The sequence below is a fragment of the Enterobacter sp. BRE11 genome, from assembly GCF_031844285.1.
GTDB lineage: Bacteria > Pseudomonadota > Gammaproteobacteria > Enterobacterales > Enterobacteriaceae > Pantoea.
In genome coordinates, this window is the sequence record NZ_JAUZUX010000010.1 from 74,451 (window position 1) to 92,683 (window position 18,233).

Here is an 18,233-nt window from a genome sequence, read left to right on the forward strand (position 1 = left end):
TTTATTTTACGCTAAAGCGGTAGCTGCCCTGGGTCTTATGTCCGTCCACCGACAGCACATGCCAGTTAACCTGATAGTCGCCCGCCGTCAGCGGTTTCTTCAGCGGCAGGATCAGACGGCTGTGCTGCTGCGCATCCCGCTGCGCTTTCTCGCTGGCCACGGGCTTTTGACTGGCGTCAAGCAGCACTACCCCGCTAAATGCGGGCTCAATGTCCTCGGTGAAGCTCAGCGTCAGCGCCTGCGGCGAGGCATTGAGCGCGGCATTGGCGGCCGGTTGAGACGCTTTGAGGTGGGCATGCGCCAGCACCGCCTGGCTCACTAACAACAGCGAGGCGGCAACGCCTGACAAGATTGTTCTTTTTTGCATGGGATCATCCTTTTAGCCATCGTACTAGCGGCAAATGTGGGCAAGGATACGCTGAGGCTTTTCAGGTGTCGAGGGCCAGCAATGCTATCCTTTGCCCTTGATTCAGGCCGGGATAAGCATTATTTTTGCCCCCTGTCTTCAGGAGATCCCCATGAGTCAAAACCTCGCCCTGCTTTCTCAGGAAGAGAAAGATAAAGTCAACGTTGAACTGGCCGCAGCGGGCGTGGCGTTCAAAGAGCGCTACAACATGCCGGTCGTGGCCGAAATGGTTGAATATGAGCAGCCCCCTGCGCTGCGCGACTGGTTTCGTCAGCGCCTGATGCACTATCGCCAGGCGTCGCTGAACTTCTCGCGCCTGCCCTACGAACCCAAACTGAAATAAATCATGCTACGCGTAATTGATACCGAAACCTGCGGGCTCCAGGGCGGCGTGGTCGAGGTGGCGTCGGTCGACGTCATCAACGGAGAGATCGTCAATCCGATGAGCGACCTGATCCTGCCGGACCGCCCTATTAGCCGTCAGGCGATGGCCGTACACCGCATTACCGAAGCCATGGTGGTGGGCAAACCCACGATTGAAGAGGCGATTGGCCGCTATCACGGCAGCCCTTTCTATGTCGCCCATAATGCCAGCTTCGATCGCCGCATGCTGCCAGAGATGCATGGCGACTGGATCTGCACCATGACGCTGGCGCGCAAGCTATGGCCAGGCATTAAGTACGGCAACCAGGCGCTGCGCCACAGCCTTAAGCTGGAGGTGACACCGCCCGCCGATCTGCACGCGCACCGCGCGCTGTACGACTGCTATGTCACCGCCGCACTGCTGATCCGCATAATGGAGATTTCCGGCTGGGATGCCGGGCAGATGGCGCAACACTGCCAGCCCGCCAGCGTGACGGGCGACGTGCTGCCCTTCGGCAAATATCGCGGCCAGAGCGTCGCCGCCATTGCGCGTAAAGATCCGCGCTATCTGCGCTGGGTGCTGGAGAACGTGCGCGATCTGCGCCCGCCGCTGCGGCAGGCGCTGCGCAAATATCTGAGCGACGATCAGTAATCGCGCTGCGGCGGCAGGCTGCCCTGCGCCAGCGCAATCAGGAACGTCAGCTCCAGCGCGATGCCCTCATAGGATTTATAGCGCCCCGACTTACCGCCGTGACCGGCATCCATATCCGTACAGAGCATCAGCAAATGGTTGTCGGTCTTCAGCGCGCGCAGTTTCGCCACCCACTTCGCCGGTTCCCAGTACTGCACCTGCGAGTCATGCAGCCCGGTCGTCACCAGCATATGCGGGTACTCCCTGGCCTCGACATTGTCGTAGGGGCTGTACTGACGAATATAGCCATAGTAGTCGGCGTCGTTTGGGTTGCCCCATTCGTCATATTCGCCGGTAGTAAGCGGAATTGACTCATCCAGCATCGTGGTAACCACGTCGACAAAGGGCACCTGCGCCACCACGCCGTTGAACAACGTCGGCGCCATATTAATCACCGCGCCCATTAACAGACCGCCTGCGCTGCCGCCCATGGCATAGAGCTGTCCAGGCTGGCCGAATCCCTTTTTTACCAGCGCCTGGGTAACGTCGATAAAATCGGTGAAGCTGTTCATTTTGTTAAACAGGCGGCCGCCGTCATACCAGCTCTGCCCCAGTTCACCGCCGCCGCGCACGTTGATCAGCGCATAGACGAAACCGCGATCGAGCAGGCTAAGCCGGCTGACGCTGAAGTCCGCCTCCATATTGCTGCCGTAGGCGCCATAGCCGTAAACCAGTAGCGGATTTTTGCCCGGCTGATAGTGTTTGCGGTGATAGACCAGCGACACCGGTACTTCGGTACCGTCGCGGGCCGTGAGCCAGTGGTGCTCGCTTTTGTAGTTGTCGGGGTCAAAGTTGCCCACCGCGCTCTGCTTGAGAATGCGCCGCTCGCCGGTATCCATATCGAGTTCAAACAGCGTGGTCGGCGTGGTCATCGAGCCGTAGCCGTAGCGCAGTTTGCTGGTTTCCGGCGACGGGTTGAACGCCAGCCAGGTCACATAGGTCGGATCGTCGAAGGCGATGCCGGTTACCTCGCCGGTCTCCCAGTGGATCTGACGCAGGCTGGTCAGGCCGCGCTGCCGCTCCTCCACCACCAGCCAGTCACGAAACAGCTGGAAGTCCTCCATGACCACATGGTCGCGCGGCTTGATCAGCGTTTCCCAGCGCGACTCGTCCAGCCAGCGCGTGCGGTAGAGGCCGAAGTTTTTCCCCTCGCGGTTAGAGCGGATATAAAACTGATGCTCATAGTGATCCAGGCTGTATTCATGATCCTTGCGGCGCGGCAGGAAGATCTGCGGCGCGGCGTCGGGAAAGCCGGCGTCGATGAGCTGGATCTCGCTGCTGTTGGTGCTGAATAGCGCGATCAAGATAAAGTGTTCGGAGGTGGTTTTATGCACGCTGAGATGATAGGTGTCATCCTGCTCTTCATACACCAGCCGATCGTCGCTCTGCGGCGTGCCGAGCTCATGGCGCCAGACCTGATAGGGCAGCAGCGTTTGCTCATGCTTGCGCACGTAATAGAGCGTGCGTGAATCATTCGCCCAGGCGAAGCTGGAGGAGGCGTTGTTCAGTACCTCCGGATACCAGCTCCCCTTCTCCAGGCAGCGAAAGCGAATGCCGTACTGGCGCCGGGAGAGAAAATCTTCCGCCAGCGCCATCACCTTGTTATCAGGGCTGATGTTGAGCGATCCCATGGTGTAAAACTCGCTGTGCGAGGCGCGCTGATTGGCGTCCAGTAGCAGTGTCCACTCATCGGTCACGGCGCACTCGGCAGGCTGGCGGTAGTAGGCGGCATATTCGTTACCGCTCTCATAGCGGCTCTGATAGCGGTAGCCATTGTGCACATAGGGAACGGAATGATCCTGCGGCGGCAGGCGATCGACAATCTCTTTTAAAATATGGTTCTGCAGCGGCTGCTGTGTCGCCATGATCTGCTTGCCGTAGTTGTTTTCGGCGCGCAGATAATCCAGCACCTCTTCATTCTCGCGCCTGTCGTCGCGCAGCCAGTAGTAATCATCCACGCGCGTTTCGCCGTGGAGGGTCATTTCATGCGGAATTTTTTTTGCGATGGGGGCCTGCATGCTCTCTCTCCCTGTTATTCATATCCTCTAAGGGTGGCATCAGGTGGCGGGGAAGCCAAATTTTTGTCGCTAACGCGTTGTTATTGCGACCGCACAGCGCGGTCGCGGCGGGTTTATTCTACCGGAATGCGCGCTTTTTGTTCACGCAGGTCGTTTTCAATGCCGTCGCGCACATCCTGCGGGATCTTCAGCGCGTCGCCGAGCGCCGTGAGATAGCTGCGTTCCATAAAATGATCCACATCGATAGCGGCGCAGCTGAGGAAGTAGAGTTCCAGCGCTTCATCCTCGTTTTTCACGTCGGCGGCCAGCCAGGCGGGATCCAGCGGCCGATTGATCGCTTTCTGGATCAGCGCTTCCGCCTCCTGACCATAGCCCGCCTCATGGATGCTGCGCTCGATGGCGGCGCGCTCGCGATCGTCGATATGCCCGTCGCTTTTAGCGGCAAACACCAGCGCCGTTACCAGACGCTCGGCACGCTGATCGGCGGGCGTCTGCAGCTCGCCGAAGCCAGGTTCGGCCTGGTGCGTCTCGCGCACGCGCTGTTTATATTTGTTCCACAGCACCGCGCCAGCCGCCGCGCCACCGCCGATAATCAGCGCTTTGCCGCCATACTCGGTTAACAGCTTGCGCGACTTTTTGCTGGCGATGAGCAAGCCTGCCAGGCCGCCCAGCGCGCCAGGCGCCAGCATATCGTTTAAACCTCCGTTGCCGCCGCTGTGCCCTTTCTTCGCTAGCAGCGACTGAAGCTGTTGCAACAGGTTGTTCATCATTCACTCCTTTTTCAGCGATAAGGGCTCTACTCTGCCCGACCGGGCGTCAGTTAACGTCAAGGTGCGAAAAGAGAGGCAAAGCCGCAGAGGATGAGAACGCAAACGTTTTCGTTTATACTGCGCGCGCGTTTTGACTCACAGGTGAAATTATGACGACTCTTGGAACTGCGCTGCGTCCGGCTGCGACGCGTGTCATGCTGTTAGGCTCGGGTGAGCTGGGTAAAGAAGTGGCACTGGAGTGCCAGCGACTGGGTGTGGAAGTGATTGCCGTAGACCGCTATGCCGACGCGCCCGCGATGCATGTGGCGCATCGTAGCCACGTGGTAAACATGCTTGACGGCGAGGCGCTGGCCGCGCTGATTGCGCAGGAAAAGCCCGATTATGTAGTGCCTGAAATCGAAGCGATCGCCACGGATAAGCTGCTTGAGCTTGAACAGCAGGGTCAGCGCGTGGTGCCGACCGCGCGCGCCGCGCGCCTGACCATGAACCGCGAAGGCATTCGCCGCCTCGCGGCGGAAGAGCTGTCGCTGCCCACCTCCCGCTACCGCTTCGCCGACAGCCAGGCGAGCTTTGAGGCAGCAGCGGCGGAGATCGGCTTTCCCTGCATCGTCAAGCCGGTAATGAGTTCGTCAGGCAAAGGCCAGAGCTTTATTCGCGACGCCAGCCAGCTCAGCAGCGCCTGGGCGTACGCGCAGCAGGGCGGACGCGCCGGCGCAGGCCGCGTCATTGTCGAAGGCGTGGTGAAATTCGATTTTGAAATTACGCTGTTGACCGTAAGCGCGGTGGACGGCCTTCACTTCTGCGCGCCAATCGGCCACCGACAGGAGGATGGCGACTACCGCGAATCCTGGCAGCCACAGCAGATGAGCGATGTCGCGCTGCAGCGCGCGCAGGCGATTGCTGGCGACGTGGTGAAAGCGCTGGGCGGCTACGGCCTGTTCGGCGTTGAGCTGTTTGTCTGCGGCGACGACGTTATCTTCAGCGAAGTGTCGCCGCGCCCGCACGACACCGGCATGGTGACGCTGATTTCGCAGGATCTCTCGGAATTTGCTCTACACGTGCGCGCCTTCCTTGGCCTGCCGATCGGCGGCGTGCGCCAGTATGGCCCGTCAGCGTCAGCGGTGATCCTGCCGCAGCTGCACAGCCAGAACGTACGGTTTGTCAACGTGGAAGCGGCACTGGGCGCGGGTCTGCAGCTGCGCCTGTTTGGCAAGCCGGAAATCGCCGGTTCGCGCCGTCTTGGCGTCGCGCTGGCCAGCGGCGAGAGCGTCGATGACGCCGTTGCGCGGGCGATCGCCAGCGCCGCGGCGGTACAAGTCGAAGAGTAATAAAACCGCAGGTAGATCATGATGCGGTGAGCGCCCTGCTCACCGCATCATGCTTATTGCGCGCCCTCTACCGCTTCGCGCGCCAGACGCGTAATGCGATCCCAGTCGCCTGTCTCCAGCGCGTCGTTCGGCACCAGCCAGGAACCGCCAATGCAGAGCACGCTTTTCAACGCCAGATAGTCGCGATAGTTGGCGGGCGAGATGCCGCCAGTGGGACAGAAGCGCACCTGCGGGAAGGGACCGCCAATCGCCTGCAGCGCCTTAACGCCGCCGTTGGCTTCCGCCGGGAAAAATTTAAATTCGCGCAGGCCGTAATCCATACCGGTCATCAGTTCGGAAACGGTGCTGATGCCGGGGATCAGCGGCACCGGACCTTCTACCGCAGCCTTCAACAGCGGCTCGGTAATGCCAGGGCTGATAACGAACTGCGCGCCCGCTTCGGTGACTTCCTGCAACTGCTGGGTGTTAATGACCGTACCTGCGCCAACAATAGCGTCCGGCACCTCTTTAATCATCAGGCGCAGCGCCTCCATCGCCACCGGCGTGCGCAGCGTGACTTCCAGCACCCGAACGCCGCCAGCCACCAGCGCTTTCGCCATCGGCACCGCATGCTCCAGCTTGTTCACCACAATCACCGGCACCACAGGTCCAGTGGTCAGAATCTTTTCCGCACTTGTCTTCCAGTTCTTCATCAGTTCCCCTTGCTTATCCATACCGGCGTCAGCCGCGCGGCGCGCCATCAATGCGCCACTACCATACAGGATCGTCTTCCGCATCGTCTATCCGCCCGGCGCTATTTTTGAAACTGCGGTTCAGTTTCCTGAAACCAGGCACAAAAAAGCCCGCACGTGGCGGGCTACTTTCAGGATTATTCGAACTCGTTCCAGGAACGACCGTCTCGCGTGATCATTGCCACGGAGGCTACCGGCCCCCAGGTGCCCGCCTGGTAAGGCTTGGAGGAGTCGCCGTCGGCGGCCCAGGCGTCGATAATGGAGTCGACATAGGTCCATGCCGCTTCCACTTCGTCGCGGCGCACGAACAGCGCCTGAATGCCGCGCATCGTCTCCAGCAGCAGACGCTCATAGGCGTCAGCCAGATGCGACTGGTTAAAGGTCTCGGAGTAGCTCAGATCCAGCTTGGTGGTTTGCAGCTTGTGTTTGTGATCGAGGCCCGGCACTTTGTTCAAAATCTCGATATCGACGCCTTCGTCCGGCTGCAGGCGAATAGTGAGCTTGTTCTGCGGCAGTTCCGAGTAGGAATCCTTGAACAGGTTCATCTCCGGATTTTTGAAGTAGACCACCACCTCAGAGCATTTGGTCGGCAGACGCTTGCCGGTGCGCAGGTAGAACGGCACGCCCGCCCAGCGCCAGTTGTCGATATCGACGCGGATGGCCACGAAGGTTTCCGTCGAGCTCGACTTGTTTGCGCCCTCTTCTTCGAGATAGCCCGGCACTTTTTTACCCTGCACGAAGCCTGCCGTGTACTGGCCGCGCACCGTTTTTTCACGCACGTTGGTCTGATCGATACGGCGCAGCGAGCGCAGCACTTTGACTTTCTCGTCGCGAATAGCATCGGCGCTCAGGTCGGACGGCGGCGACATGGCGATCATGGTCAGGATCTGCAGCAGATGGTTCTGGATCATATCGCGCATCTGGCCAGCCTGGTCGAAGTAGCCCCAGCGTCCTTCGATCCCCACCTCTTCCGCCACGGTGATCTGCACGTGATCGATGGTACGGTTGTCCCAGTTGTTGACGAAAATTGAGTTGGCGAAGCGCAGCGCCAGCAGGTTGAGGACCGTCTCTTTACCGAGATAGTGGTCGATGCGGAAGACCTGGCTCTCGTCAAAGAATTCGCCTACCGCGTCATTGATCTCTTTTGAGGTTTCCAGCGAGGTGCCGAGCGGCTTCTCCATGACCACGCGCGCCGGTTTCGCATTCAGCTTCGCCGCGCCCAGCCCTTTGCAGATGGCGCCGAAGGTGCTGGGCGGCATCGCGAAATAGTTGATGGTGGTGCGTTTTGCCTGATCGAGCATTTTCCCGAGTTTAGGGAAGTGAGAGGTGTCGTTAACGTCGAGATTGCAGAAGTCGAGGCGGTTGCTGAGTTTATCCCACAGCGCTTCGTCAATCTTCTCCTTCATAAAGGTTTCCAGCGCTTCACGCACGACTTTGGTATAGGCTGCTTTATCCCAGTCGGCGCGTCCCACGCCGATGATGCGGGTTTCCTCGTGGATCTGTCCCGCTTTTTCCAGCTGATACAGTGAAGGCAACAGTTTCCGGCGCGCAAGATCGCCTTTGGCACCGAATATCACCAGATCGCATGCCTGGGCTGTTTGTGTTACCGCCATTTTCCTCTCCTCGTTGCAGGATGATCCCGTGGGCGTTTGCATCCTCATCCATCGGGTCCATGTTGTAATTTTCTTTCAGCACAATGTACTTATTTCAGGGGGTCAGGTAAACCGACTCCGTGCGGGTTCGCAGCCTTTACTCTGAACGGAATAAGGTGTGCCGATGTGATAGTGCGTGCGCTTTAGCCCACTCTAGCGTGAGGGCCGACAGGCGGCAAAATCGAATCCGGGTCAAATTATGACAAAAATTTTCCGCGCCATCTTATCCGTACTTGCGCGCAGTCATAGTGAACGGAGTATATTCACGCTCTTATGCCCTTTCAGCCAGCCCTTGCTGGCATCGATAAAAGCGATAACGGCCATGAATACCCTGGAAAAAATTGAGGCTCAGCTGGCGACGCTCAGCAAATCGGAACGCAAGGTCGCCGCGCGCATCCTCGCCGCCCCGCAGGAGGCGATCCATTACAGCATCGCCCGGCTGGCGCGCGCTGCTGAGGTCAGTGAACCCACCGTTAACCGCTTTTGCCATCGGCTCGGCATGCGCGGCTTCCCTGACTTCAAGCTACAGCTGGCGCAGAGCCTGGCGCAGGGGCAAAGCTGGGCCAGTTACAACGTCAATGAGGGTGACGACACCCGTGGCTATAGCCATAAAATTTTCGACTCGGCGCTGGCCGGGCTGCAGCGCGTGCGCGACCGGCTCGACCTCGCCGTTGTGCAGCAGGCGGTAACGGCGCTGTTACGCGCGCAGAAGGTGGCGTTCTTCGGCCTGGGCGCCTCGGCGGTCGTGGCCCACGACGCCTTTAATAAATTTTTGCGCTTCGATCTGCCTGTCGTCTGGTCAGAGGATATTGTGATCCAGCGCATGAGTTGTATAAATAGTCGGGCGGACGACGTGTTTGTTTTAATTTCACATACAGGCCGCACGAAAAATATGGTAGAACTGGCTCGCCTCGCCGGTGTAAACGGTTCCACAGTGATCGCGATCACCTCGCCCGCTTCGCCACTGGCAGAGGTCGCCACGCTGGCGCTCACGCTTGATGTCCCGGAAGATACCGATGTTTATCTGCCAATGGTTTCCCGCCTGACGCAACTCACCGTTATCGACGTGCTGGCGACCGGCTTTATTCTTGAGCGCGGCACCGCGTTTGGTGAAAACCTGAAGCGAGTGAAAGAGGTTTTGAAAGCGTCGCGTTTCGACAAGCCTTTCGCCATGGAAAACGCAGCCCAACAAAAAAATTAACATCACATTCACAATGTGAGTCGTATCACAGCCTCTGCTTCAGTTAGAATAATGATCACGCCCTGTCCACTTTAGGGGATACGCAAATTTGTCAACGGAGTCCTTCATGTCAAGACGTCTCAGAAGAACCAAGATCGTTACAACCCTCGGCCCGGCAACAGACCGCGATAACAACCTGGAAAAGATCATCGCCGCAGGCGCAAACGTTGTGCGACTCAACTTCTCTCACGGCACCCCGGAAGATCATCAGCTGCGCGCGAACAAAGTGCGTGAAATCGCCGCGAAGCTGGGTCGTCACGTCGCGATTCTGGGTGACCTGCAGGGACCGAAAATTCGCGTGTCGACCTTTAAAGAGGGCAAAGTATTCCTCAACGTCGGCGATCGCTTCCTGCTCGACGCCAGCCTGAGCAAAGGCGAAGGCGATAAAGAGAAAGTCGGCATCGACTATAAAGGCCTGCCGGAAGATGTGGTGCCGGGTGATATTCTGCTGCTTGATGATGGGCGCGTGCAGCTAAAGGTGCTGGAAGTTCAGGGCATGAAGGTGTTCACCGAGGTTACCGTCGGCGGACCGCTCTCCAATAACAAAGGCATCAACAAGCTCGGCGGCGGCCTGTCGGCGGAAGCGCTGACTGAGAAAGACAAAGCGGACATTATTACCGCTGCGAAAATCGGCGTCGATTATCTGGCGGTTTCTTTCCCGCGCAGCGGCGAAGATATGAATTACGCACGTCGTCTGGCGCGCGAAGCGGGCTGCGAAGCGCAGCTGGTGGCGAAAGTCGAACGCGCCGAAGCAGTTGCCACGCAGGAAGCGATGGACGATATCATTCTCGCCTCTGACGTGGTGATGGTGGCGCGCGGCGACCTGGGCGTTGAAATTGGCGATCCTGAGCTGGTTGGCATTCAGAAAGCGCTTATCCGTCGCGCGCGTCAGCTGAACCGCACCATCATTACCGCCACGCAGATGATGGAGTCGATGATCACCAATCCGATGCCGACGCGCGCTGAGGTGATGGACGTCGCCAACGCCGTACTCGACGGCACCGACGCCGTGATGCTGTCGGCGGAAACGGCCGCCGGCCAGTATCCGGCTGAAACCGTTTCCGCCATGGCGAAGGTCTGCCTGGGCGCGGAGAAGATCCCGAGCGTCAACGTCTCCAAACACCGTCTGGAAGTCACCTTCGACAATATCGAAGAGGCGATTGCCATGTCGGCGATGTATGCGGCTAACCATCTGCAGGGCGTCACCGCGATTATTACCATGACCGAGTCTGGCCGTACGCCGCTGATGACGTCGCGGATTACCTCCGGCCTGCCGATTTTCGCTATGTCCCGTCATGAGCGCACCCTGAACCTGACCGCGCTCTATCGCGGCGTAACGCCGGTCTTTTTCAACAGCGACAACGACGGCGTGGTCGCGGCGCACGATGCGATCAATTTGCTGCGCGACAAAGGCTTCCTGGTTTCGGGCGATCTGGTTATCGTTACTCAGGGCGACGTGATGGGCGCGACCGGCACCACCAATACCAGCCGGGTGCTGCGCGTCGATTGATTGCGCACCCGCTGTAGTAACGCTGCAAAAAACGCGACTGCCTGGCGGTCGCGTTTTATTTTTCTTAAAAGGAGTCTGGATGCCCCGCTATCAACCCGTCAGCAAACTGACAGCAGGCCTGCTGCTGTTTCCGCTGGCGCTGGTGCTGTTTGAATTTGCCACCTATATCGCACACGATATGATCCAGCCCGGCATGCTGCTGGTGACGCAGGAGTTCAGCGTCGGCCCGGAGTGGGTCTCGACGTCGCTGACTGCCTATCTGCTGGGCGGCGTGGTGCTGCAATGGCTGCTCGGCCCGCTCTCCGATAAATTTGGCCGCCGTCCGGTGATGCTGGGCGGCATTCTCTTTTTTATTCTGGCCTGCGTGCTGACCACCTGGGTTGGTTCAATCGAAGAATTTGTCGCGCTGCGCTTTATTCAGGGCATCAGCCTCTGCTTTATCGGCGCGGTCAGCTATGCCGCGATACAGGAAGCCTTTGACGAGGCGTTAGCGGTGCGCGTGATGGCGCTGATGGCCAACGTCGCGCTGCTGGCGCCGCTGGCAGGTCCGCTGGCGGGTGCCGCCTGGCTGACGGTGGCGAGCTGGCGCAGTATGTTCTGGCTCTTCGCCCTGCTCAGCGCCCTCGCCTTTGTGATTTTGTGGCGCGTGATGCCCGAGACCGCCGGCGACCGCAGTCACTCCATCGCGCTGCCGCAGCTGGCGCGCACCTACTGCAAGCTGGTGCGCGACCGGATGGTGATGCTGGGCTCTTTCGCTATCGGTCTGGTATTTATTCCCATCCTGACCTGGGTGGCGCTCTCGCCGGTGATTCTGATGCATGAGGAGCAGCTGTCGCGCATGCACTATGCGCTGCTGCAGCTGCCGGTGTTTCTGGCGATGATTGCCGGGAATATTACGCTGGGCAAGCTGGCCGGACGCGTGCCTATCGAGCAGCCGGTGAAGTTCGCCGCCTGGCCGATTCTTTTGGGGTTAGGCATTGCGCTGCTGGCGAATCTGCTGGACAGCCACAGCTATCTCTTTTTGACCGCCGGGCTAAGCCTTTACGCTTTCGGCGCGGGCATGGTCAACGCCGGGCTCTATCGCCTGACGCTTTACGCCAGCGACGCAGGCAAAGGCAGCGTCGCGGCGATGCTGGGGATGATCAGCATCCTGACGCTGGCGATCGGCATCGAGCTGGCGAAAAGCGGTTATTTTAGCGGCGGCACCCCCTGGTTTAGCCTGATCAATTTCGTCAGCGGCGTGCTCTGGTTTGTGCTGGTGACGCTGTTCCTGCGCGAGCGCAAGCGGCGTGCGCAGGTGACGGCGTTATCCTGAGCCTTAAGATGTTACTCACAAGCTGCTGCGGAAGCTGGAATGCGGGGGCGTTATGGCACGAAGAGCAAAGCGTCCCGCGACAGGGACAAAAACGCCTCGGGGATGAGGTGCGTATTTGCGCGGGCCATACCGTCCCAGCGCCAGCACAGGATCGGTAAAAAGGGCCGCAGTTGCGGCCCTTTTGCTATTTACGCGGATAAAGCTCCTTGCGCTTATAGGGCTCAATATCGCCCTCTTTGCGCGTTTTCAGCAGCTTCAAAATCCAGGTGTACTGCTCGGGATGGGGACGCACGAACACCTCTACCTCTTCGTTCATGCGCCGTGCCAGCCGGTTGTCGTCGGCGTCCAGCAGATCGTCCATTGGCGGGCGAACGTAAATCTCCAGCCGGTGCGTCTCGCTGTTGTAGACCGGAAACAGCGGCACCACGCGCGCGCGGCACACCTTCATCAGGCGGCCAAGCGCCGGCAGCGTTGCCTTGTAGGTGGCGAAGAAATCGACAAACTCGCTGTGCTCAGCACCGTGATCCTGATCGGGCAGATAGTAGCCCCAGTAGCCCTGGCGCACGGAGCTGATAAAGGGTTTGATGCCGTCGTTGCGAGCGTGCATACGGCCGCCGAAGCGACGACGCACGCTGTTCCAGACGTAGTCGAGCAGCGGATCGCTCTGGTTATGAAACATCGCCGCCATCATTTGCCCTTCCGAGGCGAGCAGCATCGCGGGGATATCTACCGCCCAGCCATGGGGCACAAGAAAAATAACGTTCTGCTTCTCCGCCTGCAGCCGATCGATAATCTCGCGACCGTGCCAGTCGACGCGCTGGCGTACGCGTGCCGGATCGCGCATGCCCAGTTCCGCCATCATCGCCATCGCCTGCGGCGCAGTGGCGAACATCTCATCGACGATTTCGCCGCGCTGCGCTTCGCTCAGCTCCGGCAGGCAGTAGTAAAGATTGATTAGCGCACGGCGGCGAGCGCCTTTAGCCAGCTTTCCCGCCATTCTTCCCAGCCCGCCGAGCAGCGGATCGCGCACTTTCGCTGGCAGCAGCGCCATGCCCGCCAGCGCGCCGATCGCCAGCCATCTGCCCCAGTATTTCGGTTTCAGGAACGAACGTTCAAAAACGGGAATAAATTCAATATTCTTTTTTCTTGGGGTTTCCATGCACTCGCCTCAATCAATGACGCGCTAATGATAGTGGCGACAGGTAATTTTGCAATCCCTGGCGCAGGGTGAAAAAAAACCGACGCGGTAAGCGTCGGTTTCGTGGCGTGGTGCGCGAACTACTCGAAGCGCAGCAGCGGCAGGTTGGTTTTCACCTGCGCCAGATAGTCGCTGCGATCTTTGCCGGTCAATCCTTCCATGCGCGGCAGCTTCGCGGTCAGGGGGTTGACCGCCTGGTTGTTAATCCAGATTTCAAAGTGCAGATGCGGACCGGTGGAGCGGCCGGTATTGCCCGACAGCGCGATGCGGTCGCCGCGCTTCACTTTCTCGCCCGGCTTCACCAGCACTTTCTTCAAATGCATATAGCGCGTCATGTACTGGCGGCCGTGACGAATAGCCACATAGTTGCCCGCCGCGCCGCCGTTTTTCGCTATCACCACTTCACCGTCGCCAACCGCCAGCACGGGCGTGCCAACCGGCAGCGCAAAATCGACGCCTTTATGCGGTGCGATACGGCCCGTTACCGGGTTCAGACGACGCGGATTGAAATTGGAGGAGACGCGATACTGCTTCACGGTCGGAAAGCGCATAAAGCCGCGCGCGAGGCCCGACCCGTTGCGATCGTAGAACTTGCCGTCTTCGGCGCGGAACGCGTAGTAATCTTTGCCGCCGGAGCGCAGGCGTACGCCAAGCAGCTGGCTCTGTGCGCTTTTGCCATCGAGCATTTCACGTGACATCAGCACGCTGAACTGGTCACCGGCGCGCAGCTTGCGGAAATCCATCTGCCACTGCATCGCTTTGATCACCGCGCTCGCTTCGCTGCTGGTCAGGCCGGCGCGCTGCGCGCTGGCGGCGAAACTGCCGCGCACGTCACCTTTCAGCACGCGGTTCTGCCATTCGCCTTTTTGCATCTCAGCGTGCATGGTGAACGCGCCGTTATTGCCGCGCTGGTAGGTGCGCGTTTCACGACGGTTTATCTCCCAGGTGAGAGACTGCAGGCTGCCGTCGTCGGTCAGCGTCCAGCTCAGCTGCTGGCCGACCTGAAGATTGCGCAGCGCTTTATCGCTGTTAACCAGCGCATTAATATCGCCTAGCTCAATGCCGTACTGATTCAGGGCGCTGCTCAGCGTATCGCCGGACGAGATGGTGTATTCATGCGTTCCCGCCGCGTCCGGCACATCGCTGTCGATGTCATCGGCAGGCAGTTCTTCTTCCGGTTCGGAAGTGGTTTGATCGATGGGTTCGCTGGCCTCAGGCAGCAGCGTACGCAGCTGATTTTTATCGAGTTCAATGCTTTTGACTATCGGCATCGCATCATCGGTGGGATGGTAAACGTAAGGCCGCCAGACGGCGACGGCCAGCGTCACGACGGTTAAAGACCCCAGCATAACGCGGTGGGGGCGCGGCAAATTATTAAATGCGAGGGCGACAGAGCGGGCTATCTGCTGCACTTTTACCTATTCCTCATGCTCCATTCAGGCAGCTCGCATACTGGCCTGACAGCTGGGAAAGAAACTTCACGTAGCTGTCCTGACTAAGGCTGATATTTGTTCCCAGCGGATCCAGCGTGCCTTTTCGCACGTTGGTTCCCCGGGCAACCGCATCGATGACGGCTGGCCTGAATTGCGGCTCAGCAAAGACGCAAACGGCCTTCTGCTCAACCAACTGTGTTCGTATTTGATGTAGACGCTGTGCGCCCGGCTGAATTTCAGGGTTTACGGTAAAATGCCCGCTGGGCGAGAGGCCGTAGTGTTTTTCAAAATAGGTGTAAGCGTCATGAAAAACGAAATACCCTTTATTGCTGACCGGCGCGAGCTGCGCGCTAATGTGCTTGTCGGTCACCGCCAGTTCGCTTTCGAACTGCTGGAGATTCGCGTCAAGTTTGGCTTTGCTTCCGGGCATAAGTTCCAATAATTTTCCATGGATTGCAACCGCCGCTAGCCTGGATATTTGCGGTGACAACCACAGATGCATATTAAATTCGCCGTGGTGGTGGTGATGTTCCGCGCCCTCATCGCCGCTATCTCCCGGGTGAACAGCCTCTTCGCTATGACGATCGTCATCATCTTCCCCCTTCAGCAGTAGCGGCTTGACCGCCTTCATATCAGCAATCTGAAGGTTTTTAGCCGCGGGTAATTCCGCCGCGGGCTTTGTCATAAAAGCCTCCATCTCGGGGCCGACCCACACCACTAAGTCCGCGTTTTTTATACGTTTTACGTCAGACGGACGCAGCGCGTAATCATGCTCCGATGCGCCATCCGGCAGCAGAACATCGACAGGCGTAACGCCGTCGGCGATGGCGGCAGCAATAAAGCCGAGAGGCTTGACCGAAGCGACGACATTGGCCTGCGCGGGAAGCGATAGCGAGGCGGCGAATGCCATTGCAGAAAGGGTGAAAATTGTACTCTTTTTAATGTGTAACATAATGCATCATTCCATCGTGACCTGGGGATGGGATGTGATATTATAACATTCGAAATTCTGTGCAACCTGTAAATAATATGACTTCACTCGTCACGCTTGAAAATATTTCCGTGCAATTTGCACGACGCAACGTGCTCTCTGGTATTAGCCTGAAGCTGATGCCTGGGCGCATACTGACGCTGCTCGGCCCCAACGGCGCGGGCAAATCCACGCTAGTGCGGGTGGTGCTGGGGCTGCTGGCGCCAGCCTCCGGTCAGATACAACGCGTGCCAGGCTTGCGCATCGGTTACGTGCCGCAAAAACTGCATATCGACCCGACGCTGCCGGTTACCGTCGAACGTTTTATGCTGTTGACGCGCGGCGCAAAGCGCACCGACGTAATGCCGGCGCTGAAGCGCGTGCAGGCTGGCCATCTGCTCAACGCGCCGCTGCAGAAGCTCTCGGGCGGTGAAACGCAGCGCGTGCTGCTGGCGCGCGCCCTGCTCAACCAGCCGCAGCTGCTGGTGCTGGATGAACCGACGCAGGGCGTCGACGTGAATGGCCAGGTGGCGCTCTACGATCTGATCGACCAGCTGCGCCACGAGCTTAACTGCGGCGTGCTGATGGTTTCACACGATCTGCACCTGGTGATGGCGAAAACCGACGAGGTGCTCTGCCTGAATCACCATATCTGCTGCTCCGGCACGCCGGAAGCGGTGTCGCAGCATCCCGAATTTATCGCCATGTTTGGCCCGCGCGGCGCGCAGCAGCTGGCGATCTACCGCCATAACCATAATCATCGTCACGACCTTCAGGGACGTATCGTTTTACGCAGAGGACAGGGTCCATCATGATTGAGTTGTTACTACCGGGCTGGCTGGGCGGCGTGATGCTGGCGCTGGCGGCCGGTCCGCTGGGTTCGTTCGTGGTCTGGCGCAAAATGTCCTACTTCGGCGATACCCTGGCGCACGCCTCGCTGCTGGGCGTCGCCTTCGGCCTGCTGCTGAACGTTAACCCTTACTACGCCGTTATCCTCGTCACCGTCTGCCTGGCGCTGGGGCTGGTGTTTCTGGAACGCCGCCCGCATCTGGCGATCGATACCCTGCTGGGCATTATGGCGCACAGCGCCCTGTCGCTCGGTCTGGTGGTGGTGAGCCTGATGTCGGGCGTGCGCGTCGACCTGATGGCCTATCTGTTTGGCGATCTGCTGGCGGTGACGCCGGAGGATTTATGGGTGATGGGCGCGGGCGTGGCGGTGGTGCTGGCGGTGATGGCGTGGCAGTGGCGGGCGCTGCTGTCGATGACCATCAGTCCGGAGCTGGCGCAGGTGGACGGCGTGAATATCCAGCGTACCCGCCTGATCCTGATGCTGGTGACGGCGCTGACCATCGGCGTGGCGATGAAGTTCGTAGGCGCCCTGATCATCACCTCGCTGCTCATCATCCCCGCCGCCACGGCGCGCCGCTTTTCGCGCTCGCCGGAGCAGATGGCGGGCCTGGCGGTGGTAGTGGGCATTATCGCCGTCTCGGGCGGCCTGACCTTCTCCGCCTTCTACGATACCCCGGCCGGCCCGTCGGTGGTGCTGTGCGCCGCGCTGCTGTTTATTTTCAGCATGGTACGCAAGCCCGCCGTCTGATTACTCGTCGCGCGCCATGCCGAAGTGGCGATAAGCATGCTGCGTGGCCATCCGGCCGCGCGGCGTGCGCTGAATAAAGCCCTGCTGGATAAGGAAGGGCTCAATGACATCCTCAATGGTTTCCCGCTCTTCGCCAATCGCCGCCGCGAGGTTATCCAGCCCGACCGGCCCGCCGGTGAACTTGTCGATAATCGCCAGCAGCAGCTTGCGATCCATATAGTCAAAGCCTTCGCTGTCGACGTTAAGCATATCCAGCGCGCTGGCCGCGACGTTGCCGCTCATTTCACCATTGGCGCGCACTTCCGCGAAGTCGCGCACGCGGCGCAGCAGGCGGTTGGCGATACGCGGCGTGCCGCGCGCGCGCTGCGCCACTTCCCGGGCGCCCTCATCGCTCAGCGGCAGCCCCAGACAGGCGGCGCTGCGGCTGACGATGTGCTGCAGATCCGGCACGCTGTAAAACTCCAGGCGCTGCACGATGCCGAAACGGTCGCGCAGCGGCGACGTGAGCGAGCCAGCGCGCGTGGTCGCGCCGATCAGCGTAAACGGCGGCAGGTCGAGCTTAATGGAGCGCGCAGCCGGGCCTTCGCCGATCATAATATCCAGCTGGTAATCCTCCATTGCCGGATAGAGCACCTCTTCCACCACTGGCGAGAGACGGTGGATCTCATCGATAAACAGCACGTCGTGCGGTTCGAGGTTGGTCAGCATCGCCGCCAGATCCCCCGCCTTTTCCAGCACCGGGCCAGAGGTGGTGCGCAGATTGACGCCCATCTCATTGGCAACGATATTGGCCAGCGTGGTTTTTCCCAGCCCTGGCGGGCCGAAAATCAGCAGGTGATCGAGCGCATCGCCGCGCAGCTTCGCCGCCCGGATAAAAATTTCCATCTGCTCGCGCACCTGCGGCTGGCCCACGTACTCCGAGAGCAGCTTAGGGCGGATAGCGCGGTCGAGATTCTCTTCTTCGTTATAGCTGGCGGAGGAGACCAGACGGTCGGCTTCGATCATGACTTA

17 protein-coding genes are annotated in these 18,233 nt (G+C 59.5%); 8 read left to right on the forward strand and 9 right to left on the reverse strand.

Annotation, left to right across the window (positions count from 1 at the left end; all coding sequences use genetic code 11):
- Position 1: 1 nt before the first annotated feature.
- Entirely contained in the window at positions 2-367 is a 366-nt protein-coding gene (gene copC, locus Q9R34_RS12095; protein ID WP_485893960.1) for a copper homeostasis periplasmic binding protein CopC, read from the reverse strand.
- A 151-nt stretch (positions 368-518) separates the two neighbouring features.
- On the opposite strand from copC, the gene Q9R34_RS12100 reads away from it, so the two are divergent.
- The gene (locus Q9R34_RS12100) at positions 519-749 is read left to right on the forward strand and encodes a DNA polymerase III subunit theta (RefSeq protein ID WP_033791267.1); all 231 of its coding nucleotides are present in this window, start codon (positions 519-521) and stop codon (positions 747-749) included.
- Between the two features lie 3 nt (positions 750-752).
- The gene (exoX, locus tag Q9R34_RS12105) at positions 753-1,421 is read left to right on the forward strand and encodes an exodeoxyribonuclease X (RefSeq protein WP_434123155.1); all 669 of its coding nucleotides are present in this window, start codon (positions 753-755) and stop codon (positions 1,419-1,421) included.
- Here the strand turns inward: exoX and Q9R34_RS12110 are convergent.
- Both Q9R34_RS12110 and Q9R34_RS12115 read right to left on the reverse strand, forming a co-directional pair.
- On the reverse strand, positions 1,415-3,478 hold the full coding sequence (locus Q9R34_RS12110; RefSeq protein ID WP_485893963.1) for a prolyl oligopeptidase family serine peptidase: 2,064 nt from the start codon (positions 3,476-3,478) through the stop codon (positions 1,415-1,417). The genes exoX and Q9R34_RS12110 overlap by 7 nt on opposite strands.
- A gap of 113 nt (positions 3,479-3,591) precedes the next feature.
- Positions 3,592-4,245, reverse strand: a complete 654-nt coding sequence (locus Q9R34_RS12115; RefSeq protein WP_485893965.1) for a tellurite resistance TerB family protein — start codon at positions 4,243-4,245, stop codon at positions 3,592-3,594.
- A 152-nt stretch (positions 4,246-4,397) separates the two neighbouring features.
- On the opposite strand from Q9R34_RS12115, the gene purT reads away from it, so the two are divergent.
- Positions 4,398-5,576: a formate-dependent phosphoribosylglycinamide formyltransferase gene (gene purT / locus Q9R34_RS12120; protein ID WP_434123152.1), complete on the forward strand. Its 1,179-nt coding sequence runs from the start codon at positions 4,398-4,400 to the stop codon at positions 5,574-5,576.
- 53 nt (positions 5,577-5,629) lie between these two features.
- On the opposite strand, the gene Q9R34_RS12125 is transcribed toward purT, so the two are convergent.
- Together Q9R34_RS12125 and zwf are read right to left on the reverse strand one after the other, a co-directional pair.
- Complete coding sequence (locus Q9R34_RS12125) at positions 5,630-6,268, reverse strand: bifunctional 4-hydroxy-2-oxoglutarate aldolase/2-dehydro-3-deoxy-phosphogluconate aldolase (RefSeq protein WP_434123330.1); 639 nt, start codon at positions 6,266-6,268, stop codon at positions 5,630-5,632.
- 176 nt (positions 6,269-6,444) lie between these two features.
- Positions 6,445-7,920, reverse strand: a complete 1,476-nt coding sequence (gene zwf / locus Q9R34_RS12130; protein ID WP_434123151.1) for a glucose-6-phosphate dehydrogenase — start codon at positions 7,918-7,920, stop codon at positions 6,445-6,447.
- 361 nt (positions 7,921-8,281) lie between these two features.
- Here zwf and hexR point away from each other — a divergent pair, with 361 nt between their 5' ends.
- From hexR to Q9R34_RS12145, 3 genes are all read left to right on the forward strand, one after another.
- Entirely contained in the window at positions 8,282-9,160 is an 879-nt protein-coding gene (gene hexR / locus Q9R34_RS12135; protein WP_485893967.1) for a transcriptional regulator HexR, read from the forward strand.
- Between the two features lie 106 nt (positions 9,161-9,266).
- Entirely contained in the window at positions 9,267-10,709 is a 1,443-nt protein-coding gene (pyk, locus tag Q9R34_RS12140; protein WP_033791280.1) for a pyruvate kinase, read from the forward strand.
- 79 nt (positions 10,710-10,788) lie between these two features.
- Positions 10,789-12,024: an MFS transporter gene (locus tag Q9R34_RS12145; protein WP_434123148.1), complete on the forward strand. Its 1,236-nt coding sequence runs from the start codon at positions 10,789-10,791 to the stop codon at positions 12,022-12,024.
- Between the two features lie 184 nt (positions 12,025-12,208).
- Here Q9R34_RS12145 and lpxM read toward each other — a convergent pair whose 3' ends face one another.
- From lpxM to znuA, 3 genes are all read right to left on the reverse strand, one after another.
- A complete protein-coding gene (gene lpxM, locus Q9R34_RS12150; protein ID WP_485893970.1) occupies positions 12,209-13,183 on the reverse strand; it encodes a lauroyl-Kdo(2)-lipid IV(A) myristoyltransferase in 975 nt (324 codons plus the stop codon).
- A gap of 119 nt (positions 13,184-13,302) precedes the next feature.
- On the reverse strand, positions 13,303-14,634 hold the full coding sequence (gene mepM / locus Q9R34_RS12155; protein WP_485893972.1) for a murein DD-endopeptidase MepM: 1,332 nt from the start codon (positions 14,632-14,634) through the stop codon (positions 13,303-13,305).
- A gap of 13 nt (positions 14,635-14,647) precedes the next feature.
- Positions 14,648-15,607 carry a zinc ABC transporter substrate-binding protein ZnuA gene (znuA, locus tag Q9R34_RS12160; RefSeq protein ID WP_485893974.1) on the reverse strand — a complete coding sequence of 320 codons (960 nt, stop codon included), beginning with the start codon at positions 15,605-15,607 and terminating at the stop codon, positions 14,648-14,650.
- 77 nt (positions 15,608-15,684) lie between these two features.
- Here znuA and znuC point away from each other — a divergent pair, with 77 nt between their 5' ends.
- Entirely contained in the window at positions 15,685-16,440 is a 756-nt protein-coding gene (gene znuC, locus Q9R34_RS12165) for a zinc ABC transporter ATP-binding protein ZnuC (protein ID WP_434123144.1), read from the forward strand.
- On the forward strand, positions 16,437-17,222 hold the full coding sequence (gene znuB, locus Q9R34_RS12170) for a zinc ABC transporter permease subunit ZnuB (RefSeq protein WP_434123142.1): 786 nt from the start codon (positions 16,437-16,439) through the stop codon (positions 17,220-17,222). Before znuC ends, znuB begins: the two co-directional genes overlap by 4 nt.
- Here the strand turns inward: znuB and ruvB are convergent, their stop codons facing one another.
- Positions 17,223-18,227 carry a Holliday junction branch migration DNA helicase RuvB gene (ruvB, locus tag Q9R34_RS12175; RefSeq protein WP_434123141.1) on the reverse strand — a complete coding sequence of 335 codons (1,005 nt, stop codon included), beginning with the start codon at positions 18,225-18,227 and terminating at the stop codon, positions 17,223-17,225.
- Positions 18,228-18,233 lie beyond the last annotated feature (6 nt).

What these genes read in the sequence shown, in the direction of transcription:
- copC (WP_485893960.1), bottom strand. Translation starts at nt 367, where the DNA reads ATGCAAAAAAGAACAATCTTGTCAGGCGTTGCCGCCTCGCTGTTGTTA.
- Q9R34_RS12100 (WP_033791267.1), top strand. Translation starts at nt 519, where the DNA reads ATGAGTCAAAACCTCGCCCTGCTTTCTCAGGAAGAGAAAGATAAAGTC.
- exoX (WP_434123155.1), top strand. Translation starts at nt 753, where the DNA reads ATGCTACGCGTAATTGATACCGAAACCTGCGGGCTCCAGGGCGGCGTG.
- Q9R34_RS12110 (WP_485893963.1), bottom strand. Translation starts at nt 3,478, where the DNA reads ATGCAGGCCCCCATCGCAAAAAAAATTCCGCATGAAATGACCCTCCAC.
- Q9R34_RS12115 (WP_485893965.1), bottom strand. Translation starts at nt 4,245, where the DNA reads ATGAACAACCTGTTGCAACAGCTTCAGTCGCTGCTAGCGAAGAAAGGG.
- purT (WP_434123152.1), top strand. Translation starts at nt 4,398, where the DNA reads ATGACGACTCTTGGAACTGCGCTGCGTCCGGCTGCGACGCGTGTCATG.
- Q9R34_RS12125 (WP_434123330.1), bottom strand. Translation starts at nt 6,268, where the DNA reads ATGAAGAACTGGAAGACAAGTGCGGAAAAGATTCTGACCACTGGACCT.
- zwf (WP_434123151.1), bottom strand. Translation starts at nt 7,920, where the DNA reads ATGGCGGTAACACAAACAGCCCAGGCATGCGATCTGGTGATATTCGGT.
- hexR (WP_485893967.1), top strand. Translation starts at nt 8,282, where the DNA reads ATGAATACCCTGGAAAAAATTGAGGCTCAGCTGGCGACGCTCAGCAAA.
- pyk (WP_033791280.1), top strand. Translation starts at nt 9,267, where the DNA reads ATGTCAAGACGTCTCAGAAGAACCAAGATCGTTACAACCCTCGGCCCG.
- Q9R34_RS12145 (WP_434123148.1), top strand. Translation starts at nt 10,789, where the DNA reads ATGCCCCGCTATCAACCCGTCAGCAAACTGACAGCAGGCCTGCTGCTG.
- lpxM (WP_485893970.1), bottom strand. Translation starts at nt 13,183, where the DNA reads ATGGAAACCCCAAGAAAAAAGAATATTGAATTTATTCCCGTTTTTGAA.
- znuA (WP_485893974.1), bottom strand. Translation starts at nt 15,607, where the DNA reads ATGTTACACATTAAAAAGAGTACAATTTTCACCCTTTCTGCAATGGCA.
- znuC (WP_434123144.1), top strand. Translation starts at nt 15,685, where the DNA reads ATGACTTCACTCGTCACGCTTGAAAATATTTCCGTGCAATTTGCACGA.
- znuB (WP_434123142.1), top strand. Translation starts at nt 16,437, where the DNA reads ATGATTGAGTTGTTACTACCGGGCTGGCTGGGCGGCGTGATGCTGGCG.
- ruvB (WP_434123141.1), bottom strand. Translation starts at nt 18,227, where the DNA reads ATGATCGAAGCCGACCGTCTGGTCTCCTCCGCCAGCTATAACGAAGAA.